The organism is Alteripontixanthobacter maritimus (genome assembly GCF_003340475.1).
GTDB classification, from domain to species: domain Bacteria; phylum Pseudomonadota; class Alphaproteobacteria; order Sphingomonadales; family Sphingomonadaceae; genus Alteripontixanthobacter; species Alteripontixanthobacter maritimus.
In genome coordinates this window covers 1891136-1908941 of record NZ_QBKA01000002.1, presented here as the reverse complement: position 1 = coordinate 1908941, position 17806 = coordinate 1891136, and the positions used below count along the sequence as shown (strand labels likewise).

15 protein-coding genes and 1 riboswitch are annotated in these 17806 nt (G+C 60.4%); of the genes, 5 read left to right on the top strand and 10 right to left on the bottom strand.

Going from position 1 to position 17806, the window contains the following annotated elements; all coding sequences use genetic code 11:
* Window position 1: 1 nt before the first annotated feature.
* Window positions 2-1456 (bottom strand): phytoene desaturase, encoded by a 1455-nt coding sequence (locus tag HME9302_RS09525; RefSeq protein WP_115367645.1) that lies wholly within the window; start codon window positions 1454-1456, stop codon window positions 2-4.
* A 47-nt stretch (window positions 1457-1503) separates the two neighbouring features.
* Window positions 1504-2694, bottom strand: a complete 1191-nt coding sequence (crtY, locus tag HME9302_RS09520; protein ID WP_326833162.1) for a lycopene beta-cyclase CrtY — start codon at window positions 2692-2694, stop codon at window positions 1504-1506.
* Between the two features lie 108 nt (window positions 2695-2802).
* On the opposite strand from crtY, the gene HME9302_RS09515 reads away from it, so the two are divergent.
* Complete coding sequence (locus tag HME9302_RS09515) at window positions 2803-3735, top strand: MipA/OmpV family protein (protein WP_115366816.1); 933 nt, start codon at window positions 2803-2805, stop codon at window positions 3733-3735.
* Here the strand turns inward: HME9302_RS09515 and HME9302_RS09510 are convergent.
* The 4 genes from HME9302_RS09510 to HME9302_RS09495 all read right to left on the bottom strand — a co-directional run bounded on the left by HME9302_RS09510 (window position 3723) and on the right by HME9302_RS09495 (window position 7935).
* A complete protein-coding gene (locus HME9302_RS09510; RefSeq protein WP_115366815.1) occupies window positions 3723-4037 on the bottom strand; it encodes a transcriptional regulator in 315 nt (104 codons plus the stop codon). The two genes, HME9302_RS09515 and HME9302_RS09510, sit on opposite strands and share 13 nt — an antisense overlap.
* Window positions 4034-4480 carry a hypothetical protein gene (locus HME9302_RS09505; protein ID WP_147270801.1) on the bottom strand — a complete coding sequence of 149 codons (447 nt, stop codon included), beginning with the start codon at window positions 4478-4480 and terminating at the stop codon, window positions 4034-4036. The genes HME9302_RS09510 and HME9302_RS09505 overlap by 4 nt, the downstream gene beginning before the upstream one ends.
* Before the next feature lie 427 nt (window positions 4481-4907).
* On the bottom strand, window positions 4908-6977 hold the full coding sequence (locus HME9302_RS09500) for a S9 family peptidase (protein WP_115366813.1): 2070 nt from the start codon (window positions 6975-6977) through the stop codon (window positions 4908-4910).
* 124 nt (window positions 6978-7101) lie between these two features.
* A complete protein-coding gene (locus tag HME9302_RS09495; RefSeq protein ID WP_147270800.1) occupies window positions 7102-7935 on the bottom strand; it encodes a hypothetical protein in 834 nt (277 codons plus the stop codon).
* A 65-nt stretch (window positions 7936-8000) separates the two neighbouring features.
* On the opposite strand from HME9302_RS09495, the gene HME9302_RS09490 reads away from it, so the two are divergent.
* The gene (locus HME9302_RS09490) at window positions 8001-9308 is read left to right on the top strand and encodes a metal-dependent hydrolase family protein (RefSeq protein WP_230079951.1); all 1308 of its coding nucleotides are present in this window, start codon (window positions 8001-8003) and stop codon (window positions 9306-9308) included.
* Between the two features lie 60 nt (window positions 9309-9368).
* On the opposite strand, the gene HME9302_RS09485 is transcribed toward HME9302_RS09490, so the two are convergent.
* Window positions 9369-11786, bottom strand: coding sequence for a putative bifunctional diguanylate cyclase/phosphodiesterase (locus HME9302_RS09485; RefSeq protein WP_115366811.1), 2418 nt, complete (start codon window positions 11784-11786; stop codon window positions 9369-9371).
* 177 nt (window positions 11787-11963) lie between these two features.
* Window positions 11964-12076: riboswitch (TPP riboswitch) on the top strand.
* A gap of 53 nt (window positions 12077-12129) precedes the next feature.
* Here HME9302_RS09485 and thiC point away from each other — a divergent pair.
* The gene (gene thiC / locus HME9302_RS09480) at window positions 12130-14016 is read left to right on the top strand and encodes a phosphomethylpyrimidine synthase ThiC (protein WP_115367642.1); all 1887 of its coding nucleotides are present in this window, start codon (window positions 12130-12132) and stop codon (window positions 14014-14016) included.
* A 97-nt stretch (window positions 14017-14113) separates the two neighbouring features.
* On the opposite strand, the gene HME9302_RS09475 is transcribed toward thiC, so the two are convergent.
* Complete coding sequence (locus HME9302_RS09475) at window positions 14114-14629, bottom strand: ImmA/IrrE family metallo-endopeptidase (protein ID WP_115366810.1); 516 nt, start codon at window positions 14627-14629, stop codon at window positions 14114-14116.
* 17 nt (window positions 14630-14646) lie between these two features.
* Complete coding sequence (locus HME9302_RS09470) at window positions 14647-14997, bottom strand: helix-turn-helix domain-containing protein (protein WP_115367641.1); 351 nt, start codon at window positions 14995-14997, stop codon at window positions 14647-14649.
* A gap of 163 nt (window positions 14998-15160) precedes the next feature.
* Here HME9302_RS09470 and HME9302_RS13145 point away from each other — a divergent pair, with 163 nt between their 5' ends.
* Both HME9302_RS13145 and HME9302_RS09465 read left to right on the top strand, forming a co-directional pair.
* On the top strand, window positions 15161-16042 hold the full coding sequence (locus HME9302_RS13145) for a hypothetical protein (protein WP_147270799.1): 882 nt from the start codon (window positions 15161-15163) through the stop codon (window positions 16040-16042).
* A 110-nt stretch (window positions 16043-16152) separates the two neighbouring features.
* Window positions 16153-16803, top strand: coding sequence for a hypothetical protein (locus HME9302_RS09465; protein ID WP_115366809.1), 651 nt, complete (start codon window positions 16153-16155; stop codon window positions 16801-16803).
* A 152-nt stretch (window positions 16804-16955) separates the two neighbouring features.
* On the opposite strand, the gene HME9302_RS09460 is transcribed toward HME9302_RS09465, so the two are convergent.
* Window positions 16956-17375 (bottom strand): pyridoxamine 5'-phosphate oxidase family protein, encoded by a 420-nt coding sequence (locus HME9302_RS09460; protein ID WP_115367640.1) that lies wholly within the window; start codon window positions 17373-17375, stop codon window positions 16956-16958.
* Window positions 17376-17806 lie beyond the last annotated feature (431 nt).

Sequence of the window (17806 nt, the reverse complement as noted above, 5' to 3'; positions counted from 1 at the left end):
GTCACCCGGCGAGATCGTCCAGCATCAGTCCAGCGGTCGCTTTCGCGCTGCCAACCACGCCCGGAATACCAGCGCCAGGATGCGTGCCCGCGCCGACAAGGTAGAAATTCCCGATCACATCGTCGCGATTGTGGCCGCGGAACCACGCGCTCTGCGTTAGCACCGGTTCCAGGCTGAAGGCGCTGCCGAGGTGGGCGTTGAGGTCCGAAGCGAAGTCCTTGGGCGCATAGCTGAACTTGGTCACAATGCGGTCGTGGATGTCGGGGATCAGGCGGCGGCCGATCTCGTCCAGAATGCGCTTTTCCAGGATCGGGCCGATTTCGTCCCAGTCCACTGCCAGCTTGCCCATGTGAGCGACTGGCACGAGGGCGTAGAACGTGCTCTTGCCCGGCGGTGCCATGCTGGGATCGGTTACTGTCGGATGGTGAAGATAGATGCTGAAATCTTCCGGCAACACGCCGTGATCGTAGATGTCTTCCAGCAGCCCCTTATAGCGCGGGCCGAACAGGATCATGTGATGCGCGATGCCTGGCCAGGTTCCTTCCAGCCCGAAATGCACCACGAACAAGCCAGGCGAAAAGGTCTTTTTCGCCAGTGTCTTGGTATAACTTTTTCCGCGCTTGGAGTTTTTCAAAAGGTCGCGGTAGGAATGCATGATATCGGCATTGGTCGCCACGGCGTCGAAGTCCTGCTTCCAGCCGCTGGCGCATTCCACGCCGGTTGCCCGTTCCTGACCTTTGGCACCCGTGGTGTGCACCTCGACCGCCGCATCGCCGACGCGCATCGTACCGCCGAGCCGTTCGAAATGCCGGATCATGCCTGCAATCAGCCGGTTGGTGCCGCCGCGCGTCCACCAGACGCCGCCATCCTTTTCTAGCTTGTGGATGAGCGTATAGATCGCGCTGGTCTTGAACGGGTTGCCGCCCACCAGCAACGTGTGAAAACTCAGCGCCTCACGCAGTTTCTCGCTTTTGACGAAGCTCGAAACCATCGAATAGACGCTGCGATAGGCTTGCTTCTTGGCGAGCGCCGGTGCGGCTTTCAACATGGATTTGAAGTCAAGGAAAGGCACGGTGCCCAGCTTCACATAGCCTTCTTCGTATACGCCAGCGCTGTATTCCAAAAAGCGTTCGTATCCTGCAACATCTTCAGGATCGAGTTTGCTGATCTCCTCGTCGAGAACCGCTTTCACATTGGTGTAATCGAAATTCGTGCCGTCGGGCCAGTTGAGGCGGTAGAATGGCTGGACTTCGACCAGTTCCACGTCCTCTGCCATATCGTGACCGGAAATCTCCCACAATTCCTGTAAGCAGGGCGGGTCGGTGACGACTGTTGGCCCGCCATCGAAAGTGAACCCGTCCTTCTCCCAGAAATAGGCGCGGCCACCGGGCTTGTCGCGGCCCTCGATCACGGTCGTCTGAACACCTGCGGATTGCAGCCGGATGGCGAGTGCCATCCCGCCGAAGCCCGATCCGATGATGGCGGCTGTCTTGCCTTCTACGCTCACGATGTAATCTTTCTAATCAGATTGGGGCGGGCGCCCACAAGCGCGCCGATGGCCCGCGAAACCGGAACGGGCGGGCGGCCCGAAAGTATCCGGGCCTTATCGGCAAAAGTGGAATTCGCGGCATAGAACCGCTCGATCAGCGGCTGTCGCAGGCGGTAGAACCGTTCGAACACGCGGTAGCGTTCGTCAGGCTCGGCCGCGCCGAACAGCATATTGCCGAGTAGACGGTAGAAACCGGTGCGCTGCCAGTGCCGCTTCGCCTCGACCGCCAGCAGCGCGGCAAGCTGGTCGCCGGGAAGTAACGCGTTATTCGCCACCAGCAACGCGATGCGGGTCGCCATCGCCAGGGTGTAGCTGGTGAGCGGGTGGACAAATCCGCCGCGCGCGCCGGCCAATGCCACGCCGGGGGTCGCGCGCGCCTGCTGGAACGCGCCGAAATCGCCGCCGGTAATCACCGGAAGTACGCCGGTTTCGTTGCCGATGATCTCTCCGTCCCAGCCATTGGCCTTGGCATAGGCTTCGATCCGGGCACCCAGCGCACGGCGGTCGAGCGCCGGCTCATCGGCATAGTAGGTGTCTTCGATAAAAACCTCGTTCGCACCCAGGGGCAGTACGTAGACGAACCGGTAGGCACCGTGCTGCGCAACCGTTGCATCCATAATTATGGGGCGATCGAGTCCATGCGGCGCGGCAGTACGCATATGGCGGCCCATGAACACTTGCCACCCGCCGGTGAGTTCGGGTGCATCGCTGATGCCGCGGCAGTCAATGACGGTTCGTGCATCTATAGTGCTGCCATCGGCCAGTGTCAGGCCGCTTGCATCGAAGCGCGTGACAGCCTGCCCGGTGACGATGCTACCCTGGTTGAGTTCGCGCTGCAGCGCCGCATCGAAATCCTCGCTGGCAAGACTGCGATAACGCGCATCCAGCGTGCGGGCGTAAGCCGGGAACCGCACATCGTAGCCCGTATCCCACTCGGTCTTGCGAAACGGCGCTAGCAGGGCGGTGGCAGCAGGATCGAGATCGCTTTCGAACCAGCTCCAGCGGTGGTTGCCGCCCAGCGTTTCGCCAGCCTCGATAAGTGCGATGTCGAGCTTCGGGTGCGCCCGTATTGCGGCCAGTGCAATCAGCCCCCCCGAAAGCCCTCCGCCGATGATGGCCATATCGCATTTGCGGAATTTCTTCACGCCGCGTTCCTAGCTCGCGCGGGCGAAGGGCGCCAGACAAGAACACACCTTCGACAAGGCCCGTGCGAACGGCTAAGGGGCAGGGGAAACTCGCAGGACAGCATTCTTATGACCAAAACCTTCATCGCCGCGCGGCTCACCGGAACTGCCATCGCCACATCTTTCGCCATCGCCGCTCCGCTGGCGGCGCAAACCCAGGGCGAACCGGGGCTGGACGGCGCGGCCATCGATAACGAAGCGATCGAGGAAGAAGGCGTACCCGGCGATCCGTTTGCCGACAGCGTGTTTGCCGGCGACTTCCTAACTATTGGTGCCGGCGCGGCATTCGGGCCGAGCTATTCCGGGTCGGACGATTACGTCGTTTTCCCGCTGCCGCTGGTGCAAGGTTCCTACAAGGGCGTTGATTTCAATCCGCGCCCCGGCGGTCTGGCATTCGACTTCATGCCAGACTTCGAGAATGGTCCCAACATCTCGCTGGGCGTAGCGGGCCGTATCAACGGCGATCGAGCCAACAATATCGAAGACCCCGTGGTCGAAGCGCTGGGCGAACTAGACACGGCTATCGAAGTCGGCCCGACGGCGGGCATCGGATTTTCCGGCGTGCTCAACCCGTTCGACAGCATGACGTTTACCGTTGATGCACTGTTCGACGTGGCGGGCGCGCATAATGGCGCCCGGATCAGCCCTTCGCTCACCTACTTCACGCCGCTGAGCCGGGGGATCGCAACCTCGCTGTCGCTCAGCACCAGCTATGTCAGTGACGATTTTGCGGATTATTACTACACAGTCACGCCGCGCCAGACGTTGCTGCCGGAAGTTGGGCTGCCCGCATACCAGGCCGATGGCGGCTTCAACAGCGCCGGGGTGAATGCGCTGGTGGTGTTCGACCTGGGCGGCGATCTGACCGACGGCGGCCTGTCCATTGCCACCATCGCCGGGTATTCGCGGCTGTTGGGCGATGCCAAGCGCACGCCGCTGACCAGCATTCGCGGCAGTGCGGACCAGTTCCTGTTGGGCGCAGGGCTGGGTTATACGTTCTGAGGGACAGCATCCTGCGCCGCTTCGACCAGCGCGTGTAGCGCGGTCATGTGGCTGGCAAATGCCTTCCTGCCTGCGCGGGTGATGAGGGCCCAGGTTCGCTGGCGGCCGTCGACGGCCGCCTTTCGTGTTTCGGCGTAACCTGCCTCCACCAATGCGGACAAATGCTTGGACAGCACGGAATCGCTGACATCCACAATGTCGCGCAGGACCGCGAATTCCACCTCGTCCACTTTCGCCAGCACGGCTGCAATCTGCAATCTTGCGGGGGGATGCAGCACGGTATCAATATCCGCCACGCTCATGCCGAACGCGCCTCCAGTTCGTCATTATAAACGCCCTGCCATGCGTAACTTCCCAGCGTGCAACCCAGGAAGCAGATCGCTGTCGCGAGCACGGGAATTAGAGCGGGGAAGGGGTCTCCGCGGGACATCCACGACAGGATTGCACAGCAGACGACGAGCGCGGTCGTGCCAAGCAATACAATCGTGGTGCGCCCGCCTTTGAAGCCAGATACGAACATGCCATGCGTTCGCTTGTCGCTGCGGATCACCAGCAGAACCGTGATCATCGCCAGAACGGCAAACAGCGCCAGATATGACGTGGGCAAAGACAGCCCGAAAACAAGCAGGCTTTCGGCCAAGCCGAATGCTGCATGGCGACCCAATGGCCAGCGGGTTCTCTCTGCGAGCCGATGGTTAGCCTGCCTTACTCCGGCCAGAGCGGCACTCGCTTGATCATGGTTCATCTTCGTGCTCCTTCATTTTCCAATACGGAAAGTGATAGGCGGCACTTTCCATATTGGCAAGCGATAAGTTTCCAATGTGGAAAGTTGGGTGGTGATGGTTGCGTTAAGTTTTTTGTTTAGCCTCAAGCGCCGGCGGGGGTTTTTGTTTGGACCCTGCGGGCAGGGACCATCCGGTCCCCTTGCTTCCTCGCATAAGCTCGGGCGGCCGTTCGGCCTTGCGGTCCGCTGGTCGCGGACCGAACTTGCGCTACGCTATCGAAATAGCATCCGGAACCTGGCCACGGTAGTCATAGGCCCAGCGGGCCGCCCGCAGCGCGAAGCGCGAGGATAGCCTTAGGGAGCGCATGCGACCGCCGGCGCTTGAGGCCAAACAAAAAAGACGGACACTTCGCAGCGCCCGCCTTTCTTTACTATTTACGTTTGCCCGTCAGCTCTCGTCGTCGTCCTTGGACTTCGCGCCGGTGACCCCTTCGGCTAGCATGGGTCGGGCGTCGGGCAGCTCTGCATCGCGGTTGCCCGGTTTGAGATAGGTGTCGAACCAGCGCATCATCCGTAGATTGTAATCGTAACGCGATGCGGCGCGGGCGTTGCCGTGGCCTTCACCCGGATATAGCACCAGCCTGACCGGCGTTTCGGGCTTGCGCACCTTGATGTTGCGATACAGCTCGTAGGACTGGCTGGGCGCAACGCGCGTGTCTTCCGCGCCGTGCATGATCAGCAGCGGCGTTTCGGCCTTCTCGACGTGATAGATCGGGCTGACTTCCAGCATTCCCTGCCAGTCTTCCCATGGCCATTTGCGGCTGTGGACGTTGAACATTTCCTTCGGGATATCGGTCGTGCCGAACTTGCTGATCTGGTTGGAAATACCAACGAACATAACGCCGGCGGCAAATTCCTCGCTCAGCGCGGTAGACGCCCATGCGGTAGCATAGCCGCCATAGGAACCGCCGGTGATACCGGTACGGTCGGCATCGGCGATCCCGGCGGACACCAGTGCGCGCTTGCCGTCGACGAGGTCGTTGAACTCCTTGCCGGCATAGTCGTTCTGGTGCTGCTTGGAAAACGGCGTGCCGTAAGCGGTCGAGCCGCGATAGTTGGGCTGGAACACAGCATAGCCTTGCCCTGCCGCCACCTGTCCGGGACCGGAATAGTTGGTCGTCCAGCCGTTGGAGTCATGCGCTTCCGGGCCGCCATGCACGTCCAGGATCAGCGGCGCGCCGCCTGCCGGGATGCCCCCGACGGGTTCCACCAGCACGCCTTCGACCTGCTGCCCGTCGCGCGCGGTGTAGGTGAAGGTGCGCTGCTTGCCCATGTCGATATCGGCCAGCCATGAATTATGCTGCGTCCAGCGGACGAAACGATTGCCGTCCAGCGCGTAGAGTTCGCGCGGATGGGTCGGGCTGTCCGCCGTCACCAGCACTTTGTCACCGCCCACGGTGACACTTCGCAGGATCAATGCGCCGGGATCGACCTCGCGCACCAGCGAACCGTCGGGATTGTGGATCCGTAGCACGCTTTGCGCGCCGATATGGACGACCGCCAAGATGCGCCCGTCGGCCATGTATTCGGTGTCGATGACCGCTTCGGGCGCGTTGGCGTTGTGGACCGTGAACTTCCCGGTCGACGTATCGACGAAGTGCAGCGTGGTTGCCGCCGGATCGTTGACGTCGATCCCTGCAATCATCGCGAGCTGGCGGCCGTCGGGCGAAATTTCGACATCGCCCAGCTTGCCCGGCGTAGCGACCACTGCGCGAACATCTCCGCTGGTGAGATCGACGATGTTGACCCGCTTGGCGGTGTAGCTGTCGTCGACGTTGGGCGTCGGCGCGGTCTGAATGATCGCGGTGCGCGCGTCGGGCGCGATCTCGAATGCGCTGACGTAGCCGGGAAGGGTCAGCGCCTGCGGCTCCGCATCCACTTCCATGCCGATATTTGCGCGGAACAGGCGGTTCAGCCGCGCCTCTTCCTCATACACGATCGCATTGAAGCCCGCATCGCTCTCATCCTCGCGCGCAGTGTCCTTCTCCGCCCCGACCAGCAGGTGCATATGCGATCCGTCAGGCGCCCAGACGTAGGAACGAACGCCCGCATCCTTGACCGCGGCCAGCTTGCGCTGCGCCCCGCCATCGACCGGAATGCCCCAGACCGCGCGGTCTTCGTCATCCTTCGCCCACAAGAAACTGACCATGCGGCCGTCGGGGGAAAATTCGATGCCAGACACGTTCATATCGTCAGGCAGGAAGTCGCGCAGGTTTTGCGGACCGTAAGCCATCTTCAACTGCTGCGTGGTGAAGCCGTTGTCTTCGCCGTCGGTGATGTCGGGCAGGCTGGCAGTGGTAAGTGCAACACCGCTGCCATCGGGCGATACGGCGACCTGACCCACGCTTTCCAGCTTGGCGACATCTTCCGGTGTCATCGGACGGGCCAGCGCGCTGGCGGGCACCAGCACGGTGGCTGCAATCAGGGCGCCCTTCAGGGCAGAAGCGTGACGAAGCATATTATTCCTCTCGACTGAAATATTGTGAGCGCACCTTAACCATAAAGCTGCGCGCGGGGCAAACCCGTGCCGTATCCGGCAAATGGACCGGCAAGAGGTGGTGATTTGAGCGCCCGTGCGCGCGTCAGTTCGGGTTAGTCTCTGCAGCGAACTCGCGCCATCCTGCCGGGATATCGCGGCCATCCGCTTCCAGTTTTGCAATGGCAGCACGCATGGTTTCAGCGGTATCGGGCAGACCCTGTTCGCGCCCTAGGATCGCCAGATTGGCCAGGTTTTGGGCATCGGCCATGCCGGCTTGGCGTAAACTTACAAGCCGTTCCAGCGCCAGGCCCTTGTCTCCCGAACGAAGCGCGGAAGCCACCAGACTGCGGCGGGCCGATACCTCGTCCGCCCAATCCATTGATCCGCTGTCTATCAACCCTTCAAGCACAGCCTCGGCGGTTTCCTTGGCACCCGATTGACGGGCGAGCCGGTAACGCCATTCCATCGCGGCACGCCGTTCATCGATCCCGAGTTCGGGCATATCGGCTATTGCCGCATAGAGGTGGTCCGCCTCGGCCATGTCACCAGCTGCATAAGCCGCCTGCGCCTCGCCCATCAGGCATGCGGCACGCTTGCTCATGGCCGGATCGCTGCTAATGCATGTTTTGGTCCGTCGGGTGCGGGTGTAGCCTCCCGCCGGGTCCATTCCGCTGCCCGGAGTAAGCCCGCCAAGGCTGGTATTGGTCGCGATCGGTGTGTCGACGATTAGGGGCTGACGCGCAATTCTGGAACCCGCAAACACGGTTTTCGCCGCTTCGCGCTCGTTCTGTCGATCATCAGCATCACCGGGCCCGGCAACGACGATCTCCTCACTTGGATCGGACGGTTCGTTCGACGGAGGCGTATCGCCCTTCTGCGCCAATACAGGGACCGCAACCAATGATGTTGCCAAAACTATCGCCAATGTAATTCGCATTATCGCGTGCCTCCTCTTGCTGGTACGAGCCTCGCATTGCATGAACTGGGCTCAAGGGAGATAGCATGATGACCTTCATTGGTAAAATGGCAGTACTAGGTGCTTTTACAATAACCACCACGCTGGCCTGTCCTGCAACTGCGCAAGATGCGGCTGCTTCCCCGGAACTGCTGTTCATACATGCGGGCAGCGTGCTGGCCGATGCCGATACCCGGCCGACCGGACCCGCTACCATCGTGGTGCAGGATGGCAGGATCCTGCGGATCGACAACGGACATACCGCGCCAACCGGCGGCGCGCGCGTCGTTGATCTTGCGACCAAGACCGTTTTGCCCGGCCTGATCGACCTGCATGTCCACCTGACCGGCGATCCCGGCGGGGACTTCTGGCGCGAGGCGGTGGAGCCGGATGAATGGGGCGTGGTTGTCGGCGTGAAGAACGCGGCGAAGACCTTACGCGCAGGCTTCACCACCGTGCGCGAAGCGGGCGCGGCGCAGCACAGTGCCTTTGCCCTGCGGCGTGGTGTGGCAGAAGGCCTGATCGAAGGGCCGCGCATTATTGCTGCCGGACCGGCGCTTGCCATTGTCGGCGGGCATGGCGACGTGTCGGGCTTCCGCCCCGAAATTAACGAGATCCTATCGTCCGGCTATAGCTGCACCGGCCCTGTCGAATGCGCAGGGAAAGTCCGCCGCGCCGCGCAGAACGGGGCCGACACGATCAAGATCACCGCAACCGGCGGCGTGCTCAGCCAGCAGGGCCGCGGGCTGGAAGCGCATTTCACCGATGCGGAAATGACCAGCATCGCGGACACAGCCCATTCGCTCGGCCTGAAAGTGATGGCCCATGCCCATGGCGCGCGCGGGATCGAGGCTGCCAGCCGCGCCGGTATCGACAGCATCGAACACGGCACGTATCTGGACGAGGCCGCCGCCAAGGTGATGCGCGAAAACGGCACCTATCTGGTGCCCACGCTGATGGCGTTTCAGGGCGTGACCGAGCGGCTGGGCAAGGGCATCTACACGCCGGTTGTGGAGGACAAGATCCGCGCCGTATCCGAAACCGCCAAAGTGTTCATGGGCAAGGCGTATCGCTGGAACGTGCCGATCGCGTTCGGCACCGATGCCGGCGTGTTCGAGCATGGCCGCAATGCCGAGGAATTCGCGCTGATGGTGCGGCAGGGCATGAGCAATCGCGACGCGCTGGCGAGCGCCACTACCGTGGCGGCAAAAGTGCTGGCAATGGAAAACGAAATCGGACGCCTCGCGCCCGGCTATTCAGCCGACATGATCGCAGTCGAAGGCAATCCGCTCGACGATGTGACCGTGCTGGAAGATGTCGACTGGGTCATGCTGCGCGGGCGCGTGGCTGAGTGAATAGACGCCCCCGGCCCAGTTAGTCCCTGATGCCCGGCGCGTCAGGTAGAGGCTCGGCGGTTACGCCGACCTGATAGCCGGGCCGCGCGCGCCTTCGGTGTCGTCAGCGGTATCGGGTTTGGTACTGGCAAGCTTCAGGATCGCAAGGTTTGCCGGTTCGCCATCCGATGCAGCGTCCAGCCCGGTGCCGCGCAAGTCGGTGAACTGGTCGGGCCGTTCGGGACGGGAGAACAGGAAGCCTTGCGCTTCGGTGCAGCCTTGCACTTTCAACTCTTCCAGCTGGCTTTCCAGTTCGACCCCTTCGGCAGTGGTGGTCATTCCAAGGCTGCCCGCCAGTTCGGTGACGGCACGCACGATGGCCTTGCAGTCTTCGCTGTCGGCCAGATCGGTTACGAAACAGCGATCGATCTTGATCTTGTCGAACGGAAAACTGCGCAGGTAGTTCAGCGAGCTGTAGCCGGTACCGAAATCATCGAGAGCGATGCGAACACCGAATTCATGCAACTGGTGCAGGATGGCGATATTGGCCTCACTGTCGTGCAGCAGGACGTTTTCAGTAATCTCCAGTTCCAGACGGGATGGATCGAGCCCCGCATTCGCGATCGCGCTGAAGATTGTGGCCACAAGCCCCGTGCTTCGCATTTGTACAGGCGACAAATTGACCGACACCCGCATATGCGATGGCCAGTTGGACGCCAAGTGGCAGGCGTGGCGGATGATCCACTCGCCCAGTTCGGTGATTAAACCTGTATCTTCGGCGATACCGATAAAATCGTCTGGCATCACGATGCCGCGTTCGGGGTGGTTCCAGCGGACCAGTGCCTCGAACGAGGTCGTCTGCCCTGTTTCGATATTGATCAGCGGCTGGAAATGCAGCTCGAATTCGCCATTTTGCAAGGCGTTCCGTAAATCCATTTCGAGGTCGCGACGCTCGCGGGCCGCGATGTCCATTTGGCGTTCGAACCGGGCAAAACGGTTTCGGCCGCCTTCCTTCGCTGCATAAAGAGCCAGGTCGGCCTGCTTCATCATGGTGGCCGCATTGACAGGGCCGTGGAGCTTTTCGGCGCCATGCGCCGGATTCCACGATGCAATGCCGATACTGACCGAGGTGGCAACCTGTGCCCCGTCCAAATCGAACGGTTGGCTTACCGTTTCGAGGATGCGGCCTGCGATGTATTCGGCCCGTTCTGCAGCCTTGTTACCAAGAATTAATACGGCAAATTCATCACCGCCGAGGCGCGCGACCATATCCTGGTTTCGGACAGAACCCAGGATACGCTGGGCCACTACGGCCAGCAACCGGTCGCCTGTCGGGTGGCCGAGCGTGTCGTTGACAGACTTGAATCCATCGAGATCAAGGCACAGCACAGCCAACTGGTTGTCGGGCGCATGGTTTGCTGCCTCGCCAGCCGGGTATTCCGCCATCTTGCTGAGATGTCGCTGCAGTGTTTCGTTAAACAGGAACCTGTTGGCCAATTCAGTCAGCTCGTCATAATGGGCCATATAGCGCACCCGTTCTTCGGCCCGCTTCTGTGCCGTGACATCCGCCGCAACGCCGCGCATCCCGCCCTGGTCATCGCGCTGCGCACTGAGAGTCCACCAGTGCGGCTCGTCCCTGATCGTCAGGCGCAGGGTCAGGTCGCGGAACGGATGCTGCCCGTGAATGTGATCCTTCAAAATATCGCGTCCGCGGCTCTCATCGAAAAGATCGAGAAAGCTCATATGGCCGGGCATGTCCTCGTCGATGCCTGACACCTCCCGAAATCGTTCCGACGGGTTGAGGATGATGCCGGCAGAATCGACCTGCCACAGCCAGTCCGAAGATTGCGATTCGTAATCGTTAAGCAGCAGTTTTACCGTCGCGCTGCTGCGCGCCAGATGGTCCCGCGCCCAGATCCGTTCGAGGAAGCGCGATTGCCTGCGTTTCGCGCCGCTGGCGAGCAGGATCATGTAACACCCAAGAAGTGCGATGCCCGGAACAGTCGGCGCGATGGGATGGATCATCAGCGCCATCAATCCGCCGATACCGACGGGGATCACGAACAGCATCGCCGCCCGCGCCATCGATGTGTAAGTCGTGACCGACGCACCCATCATGCCGCTGCACAGGATGACGACGACGACATATTGCGCCGGGCTTGCCAATGCGGCGCCTGCCGCCACGCCAGCTCCCCAGACGATCCCGTTGTAAAGCGCGATTCCTTCGATCCAGCGCTTCTTTTCCCGGGTCTTGTCGTCACCAAGCCGGATTACCAGCAGGCGTATACCCGAACCGATCAGGACCAGAACGCCCCATAGTACAAGCGGCAATGCGAGCGCCGCAGACCAGAATACCACGAGCGCAATTAGGGCGTTGAATACGCCTGCAAACGATGCGGCTGCGGCATAGCGCAGGTTCTCGTCGACCTGTTCCTGCAATTGTATGGCAGAAAGTCCACCTGCCTCACTGCAGGTGGCCGCCCCATTATCCATGGCCATGAAAGTCTCGCCCCTTCAACCCGATTGCCGGTTTGGTAGAAAACGAGAGTTAACAGTCATTTGACGATAAAACATATTTTGCGGGCGCTTTGTATATGGACCAATCAGGCCTGCGAAAATGCCGGGTCAGTGGCATCGTCATCCATATCGACAGGACGGGCCCGACCCTGTAAGGACAAGACATCCCCGGGGAGCCTGCTGATACAAGGCTGAGAGGGATGGGTAGCGCCATCCGACCCGTCGAACCTGAACCGATTAACATCGGCGGAGGGAGTGGGCGGGCTTCGCGCGTTGCAGCGTACCGGCGGCCACAGCTCCCCTCCCGCCAACGGAGAGCGAAACCATGGCCGACATCAACTCGAAATTCGACATAGGCGTCACCACCGGGCCCATCCGCGGTTCGTCGAAAGTGCATGTGGGCCGCCTTAACGTGGCAATGCGCGAAATCTCGCTGGAGGGCGGCGAGACCCCTGTGCGGGTGTACGATACGTCCGGCCCCTATACCGACGAGACTGCCACCATCGACATTCGCGCAGGCCTGCCGCAGCTGCGCCGTCCATGGCAGCTGGAACGCGGCGACGTGGAAGAATACTCAGCACGCGAGGTAAAGCCGGAAGACAACGGCCAGCTCGGGCCGGACCGTTCAGGCGGCGTGCCCGCGTTTCCCAATGTGGCGAAGACCGTGCTGCGCGCGAAGTCGGGCAAGAACCTCAGCCAGATGCACTATGCCCGCCAAGGCGTCATTACGCCTGAAATGGAATATGTGGCGGAGCGCGAAAACCTTGGCCGCGAACAGGTGCGCAAGGAACTGGACGGTAATTCGTGGGGTGCGGAAATCCCCGAATACGTCACGCCGGAATTCGTCCGCGACGAAGTGGCGCGGGGCCGTGCCATCATCCCCAGCAACGTCAACCACCCCGAGGCCGAACCGATGGCCATCGGGCGCAACTTCCTAGTCAAGATCAACGCCAATATCGGCAACAGCGCGGTTGCGTCAGACGTTGCGGCGGAAGTCGACAAGATGGTCTGGTCAACCCGCTGGGGCGCGGATACTGTCATGGATCTGAGCACAGGCCGCAACATCCACGACACGCGCGAATGGATCATCCGCAACAGCCCCGTGCCCATCGGCACCGTGCCGATCTATCAGGCGCTGGAAAAGGTCGGCGGCGTGGCCGAAGACCTGACATGGGAGGTGTTCCGCGACACTCTGATCGAGCAGGCGGAGCAGGGCGTGGATTACTTCACCATCCATGCCGGCGTGCGCCTGCCCTACGTGCCGATGGCGGCGAAACGAGTGACCGGCATCGTCAGCCGCGGCGGCAGCATCATGGCGAAATGGTGCCTGGCGCATCACAAGGAGAGCTTCCTCTACGAACATTTCGACGACATCACGGAAATCATGCAGGCTTACGACGTGGCTTACAGTTTGGGTGACGGCCTGCGCCCCGGCAGCATCGCGGATGCGAATGACGAGGCGCAGTTTGCCGAACTCTACACGCTGGGCGAGCTGACCCACCGCGCTTGGAAATCCGATGTGCAGGTGATGATCGAGGGGCCGGGCCACGTGCCGATGCACAAGATCAAGGAGAACATGACCAAGCAGCTGGAAGTGTGCGGCGAAGCGCCCTTCTACACGCTCGGCCCGCTCGTCACCGACATCGCGCCGGGATACGACCATATCACCAGCGGCATCGGCGCGGCGCAGATCGGCTGGTATGGTTGCGCGATGCTCTGCTACGTCACGCCGAAAGAACACCTCGGCCTGCCCGACCGCGACGACGTAAAAGTGGGCGTGGTAACCTACAAGCTCGCCGCCCACGCCGCCGATCTGGCCAAAGGCCATCCAGCCGCACAAGTCCGCGACGATGCGTTGAGCAAGGCCCGCTTCGAATTCCGCTGGCGCGACCAGTTCAACCTGTCGCTCGACCCCGAAACCGCCGAGGACTTCCACGACCAGACCCTGCCGGCAGAAGGCGCCAAAACCGCGCACTTCTGCTCCATGTGCGGCCCAAAATTCTGCAGCATGAAGATCAGCCAGGAAGTCCGCGACTTCGCCAGCAAACAGAACCAAAGCGCCGAGGGGTTTTTGGAGAGCGAGAAGTGGGGCGCGGAAACCGCGGCAGCGAGCAAGGCTGCTGCGGAGGAGGGAATGCGCGAGATGAGTGAGAAGTACGCCGAGAAGGGCAGCGAGCTGTATTTGCCGGAGGATGAGCTTGCGGACGAGTGATGACACGCGGACGCTCGTTCGCGGCGCTTAACGTTGAATTCACCGTTTTATAAAGCGTCGCGCTTCACCACATCAGTGGGGAGCTTATCTCTAGGCGTCACGGTGTATGAAAAGCTGCATTCCGATTGTCATTCAGGTTCTCTATTCTAATTGCCATGGCCGATTGACTAACTTTAAATTCTTTGGCGAGCCTAGCTATCGCTAGATCGTCTAAGACATCAATGTTTCCGAATACTTTTAAGGCACTTCTTGGCATCAACAATTCAGCTGCAAATGCGTTGGCTTCGACCTCTTTCTCGTCTTCACCGGTCCGCGAACGCGCATTTCTGTGAAATACAGCAGTATCCACATGCACGTCGTCGGAAATGTGGTTGAGGACATGATGTCCCAATTCGTGAGCTGCGGTAAATCGCCGTCGATGTATATGGTGCGTCGAATTGACAATAATCACGCGCTTTTCGCCTTCACGAAAAGCCATTCCTGACAGTTCGTCGTCAAGGGGAAGCGCATGAAGCTCTACGCCAAGTCGTTTGGCGATCTCGGTGGTGTCGACTGGGATCACCGGTGGTCCGAGCCTTTTCAGGATTAGGCGCGCTTTTTCTTCGGCGGCCATTCGGAGGCGTAAATAGCTCACTCTTCGTCAGTACCCTTAATCGTCGTCCCAACGGCAGTTCTGACCTGATCTCTTAAGTCCCGACTCAGACGGCCGTCAGCGCTGATTCTAAATTTCAGATGAGTCGATGGCGCGTCAAGAACGCGTTGCGTTGCCAACAACTCATGCACCGAACTCAGTTCTAAAGCCTCCGTTATCCCATAAACGTGATGTAGGAAAACCTTTTGTGTGCCTTTTTCAATATGGGCGATCGAGCCTCGCGAGAGCCCTACTCGCTTCGCCAAATCAAGCTGAGTTAATTGAAGTTGCTTGCGACGGTTCGCCACGGCGCGGCCAAAGGCACGATAGATCGATTCTAGGTTATCCATCGCGTTCTGCTTGGGCTGCCATATCCAAACTTTGGCGGAATCTAGCCTCTTCGTCAAATTTGTCGAATTGCAAATTATTCTCGTGCGTCTGACAGGCGCACTAAAAGCGTCCAATGGACGCACGTACTTGACCGGGTCTACGAAACGGGTTAAGCCCACTTTGATGGACAAGAAACTGCCCCCGCATGTTCGACAGAATCTAATCTACGTGGGTGAAGAGCTGGACATCGACAAGCAACTCGCGGTCGGTTTCGGCGGCGTGGTTTCAATCAACGACGAAGATGAAAGGTCTGAAGATGCCGAACGAGAATGCGAAAGGTCCACCGAAGGGCAAAGGTCACAACGATGGGCCGGGCAAAGCGAAGGGACACGACAAGCCCGATCCCTTGCCGAAGCACGGCTCCGGAGCGAAAGCCTTACGGATCATTATCTAAGCGGTGAGCGTGAAGTTCTTGATCGTTATGACGCGAATTTCACGGTTACCAATTTCGGGCTGTGGGTCGTCGCACCTAGCTATCCGCTAGGAGTGGATGGCCCACAGTTTCATCTCGTAATATTTCTACCGCAAAATCCGTCAGCAAGGCCCGCAAGCTGGGGTTGGGGTGTCCGCAAGCTCGGCAAGTTTCCGAAATTTGTGGGTCCGCGTCACACCAATTTTCCATATCACGATATTTGCGCGCAAGGTCCGCTCGGAGAGGCATGGCAACCACAGGATGGTGTCAGGCAACTTTTAAATCTATATTCGAGTTGGCTCTTTCGACACTGCTATCTTGAAGAGATTGGGAAATGGCCAGGCCGACAGTGGGGCGCAACTGCGCTATACCGGCGCACAGAATTTCACGCTGACGAATGGTGCGGCTGTGGCAAATTCGCACGATATCGCGATTGTCATATGGATGCGGACTTAGCTCTTTCCCAAAGGGACGCGGAGGCTGAGCATATCGCCAATTTCAACACTCTGCACTTTAAGCGTAATCCACCGAAAGCCCTGAAATCGTTTATTCGAAGCGAATGGAGCAAGGTTCCTGCCCATCCATTAATCTAAGTGCAGAGTAACGCCTCGCGCTCAAGTACGGACTAAGCTCATATTTCATCTTGCGTCATTCCCACTCCAAAAACTTTCCTACACCGCCAAAATCTGCCTTATCCTGCCGGATGAGCAAGCATGACACATCCCTCTGGCCCGCCGCGCCCTCAAAGCCCGCAAAACGCCACGACGGCTGGACTCTCGCCAAGCAGGCGGCGTTTCTTCGCCAGCTATCCGCCACGCACTCCGTTACCGAGGCGGCGAAGTCGGTCTCTATGTCGCGGCAATCGGCTTATCGGCTGCGCTCGCGGCTGAAGGGGCAGGCGTTCGATCTTGCTTGGGAGGTGGCGTTTCATCATTCCTATGATGTGCTGGCCCATGCCGCGCTGGACCGCGCGCTGAATGGGGTGGAGGTGCCGGTGTATTTTCAGGGCGAGCAGGTCGGTAGCTATCGCAAGTATGACGAGCGGTTGACGGTGGCTCTGCTGGGCAAGACCACGCTGGGCGGGAACCCTGCGATGGGGCGACTTGGCCCCACGGCGGAGCGCCATGCTCGCGATTTCGAAGGGCTGCTCGGCCAGCTGGAAAGCGGCGAGGCGGTGGAAACGGGCGCGCCCGGCCTGGATGATCCCGGCGAGTTGGAAGCCCTGCGCGCGGCGACAACCGCGCGGACGACCAATCTGGGCGCAGAAAAGGGTGCGTTCCCCTGTCCGTCCGCCCTCTCCGACGAGGAACTTATGGCCGCTTTACAGGAGGTTGAGGCGCAGAACGAAAAGTGACACGGTGTCACTTTCGTCACCTATTACACGCGCACCTCCGCTCTATGCCGGACGGCCACGCGCTTTTACCGGGCAGCCATCGGCCTAGATTGGGATGGTAAGGGGGTCCGTCGCTTGGCCAGTCGAAGGCGCGGGTGTGGGGGAGGGAGCGCTCAGGGGGTGAACTCGCCCTGCTCGCGGCCGTCCCAAAAGGCGATGCGTTTGGGGCTGACTTCGATCAGGATCAGACCGTCGGTGTCGAGGCCGTTCTCGAACCATTTTTCGAGGTCTTTCACCCAGTGCTTTTCTTGCACGGTGCGGTTGCGGTGGATTTTGCCGGTGCCTTGGACCGCGCAGTAGAATTCGCCGTCGGAATAGGTCGCGCCGCATTGATCGGAGCGTTTCAGGTCGTCATCGATCCGGCCATCATCGGTCGTGAAGTGATAGCTTGTGCCGTCCTGCTCGCTGACATCTTTGTTGTTCGACATCGGGCGAGCCGCGATCGCGCCTTCCTCGCCCGTCTTCGTCACCAGCATGGCGATGTCGATGGATTTGAGCTTGGATACGATGTCGGAAAGCGAACGGTCTGCCATGGGGGGAGTCTCCTGGAAAAGGCGAGTGTGGCGCATCAACGAACAAGCGGCCGATTGGTTCGCGGCCTCGCTACGGTACCGGCCGGGATCTTTCAAAAGGCTCGACCGCCCATTCACGCCGCCGAATTTACTGGCAATCTCGTGCGCAATTGCGGGGCGGGCGACAAGCGCGGTCCTACGCGCGCTTCCCTGCCACAGGAAGGTTCGTATTTTGGCGGCCTTCCACCAGGCAGCAAGTCCTGCCGCCAACGCAATGCCGCGATTGAGGTCCACGAGGCTGCAAAAGGCTCAGGGAACTCCCGCCCATGACCACAAGCGCGGCAATCGCAAAAAAGCATCGCCAAGCCTCCCTTTCGGTCGCGCAATCGAGTCGACACATCAGGCTTTTCCGTTGCATGACAGGCCGTTAACGGTGCCGCGTATTAGAAGGC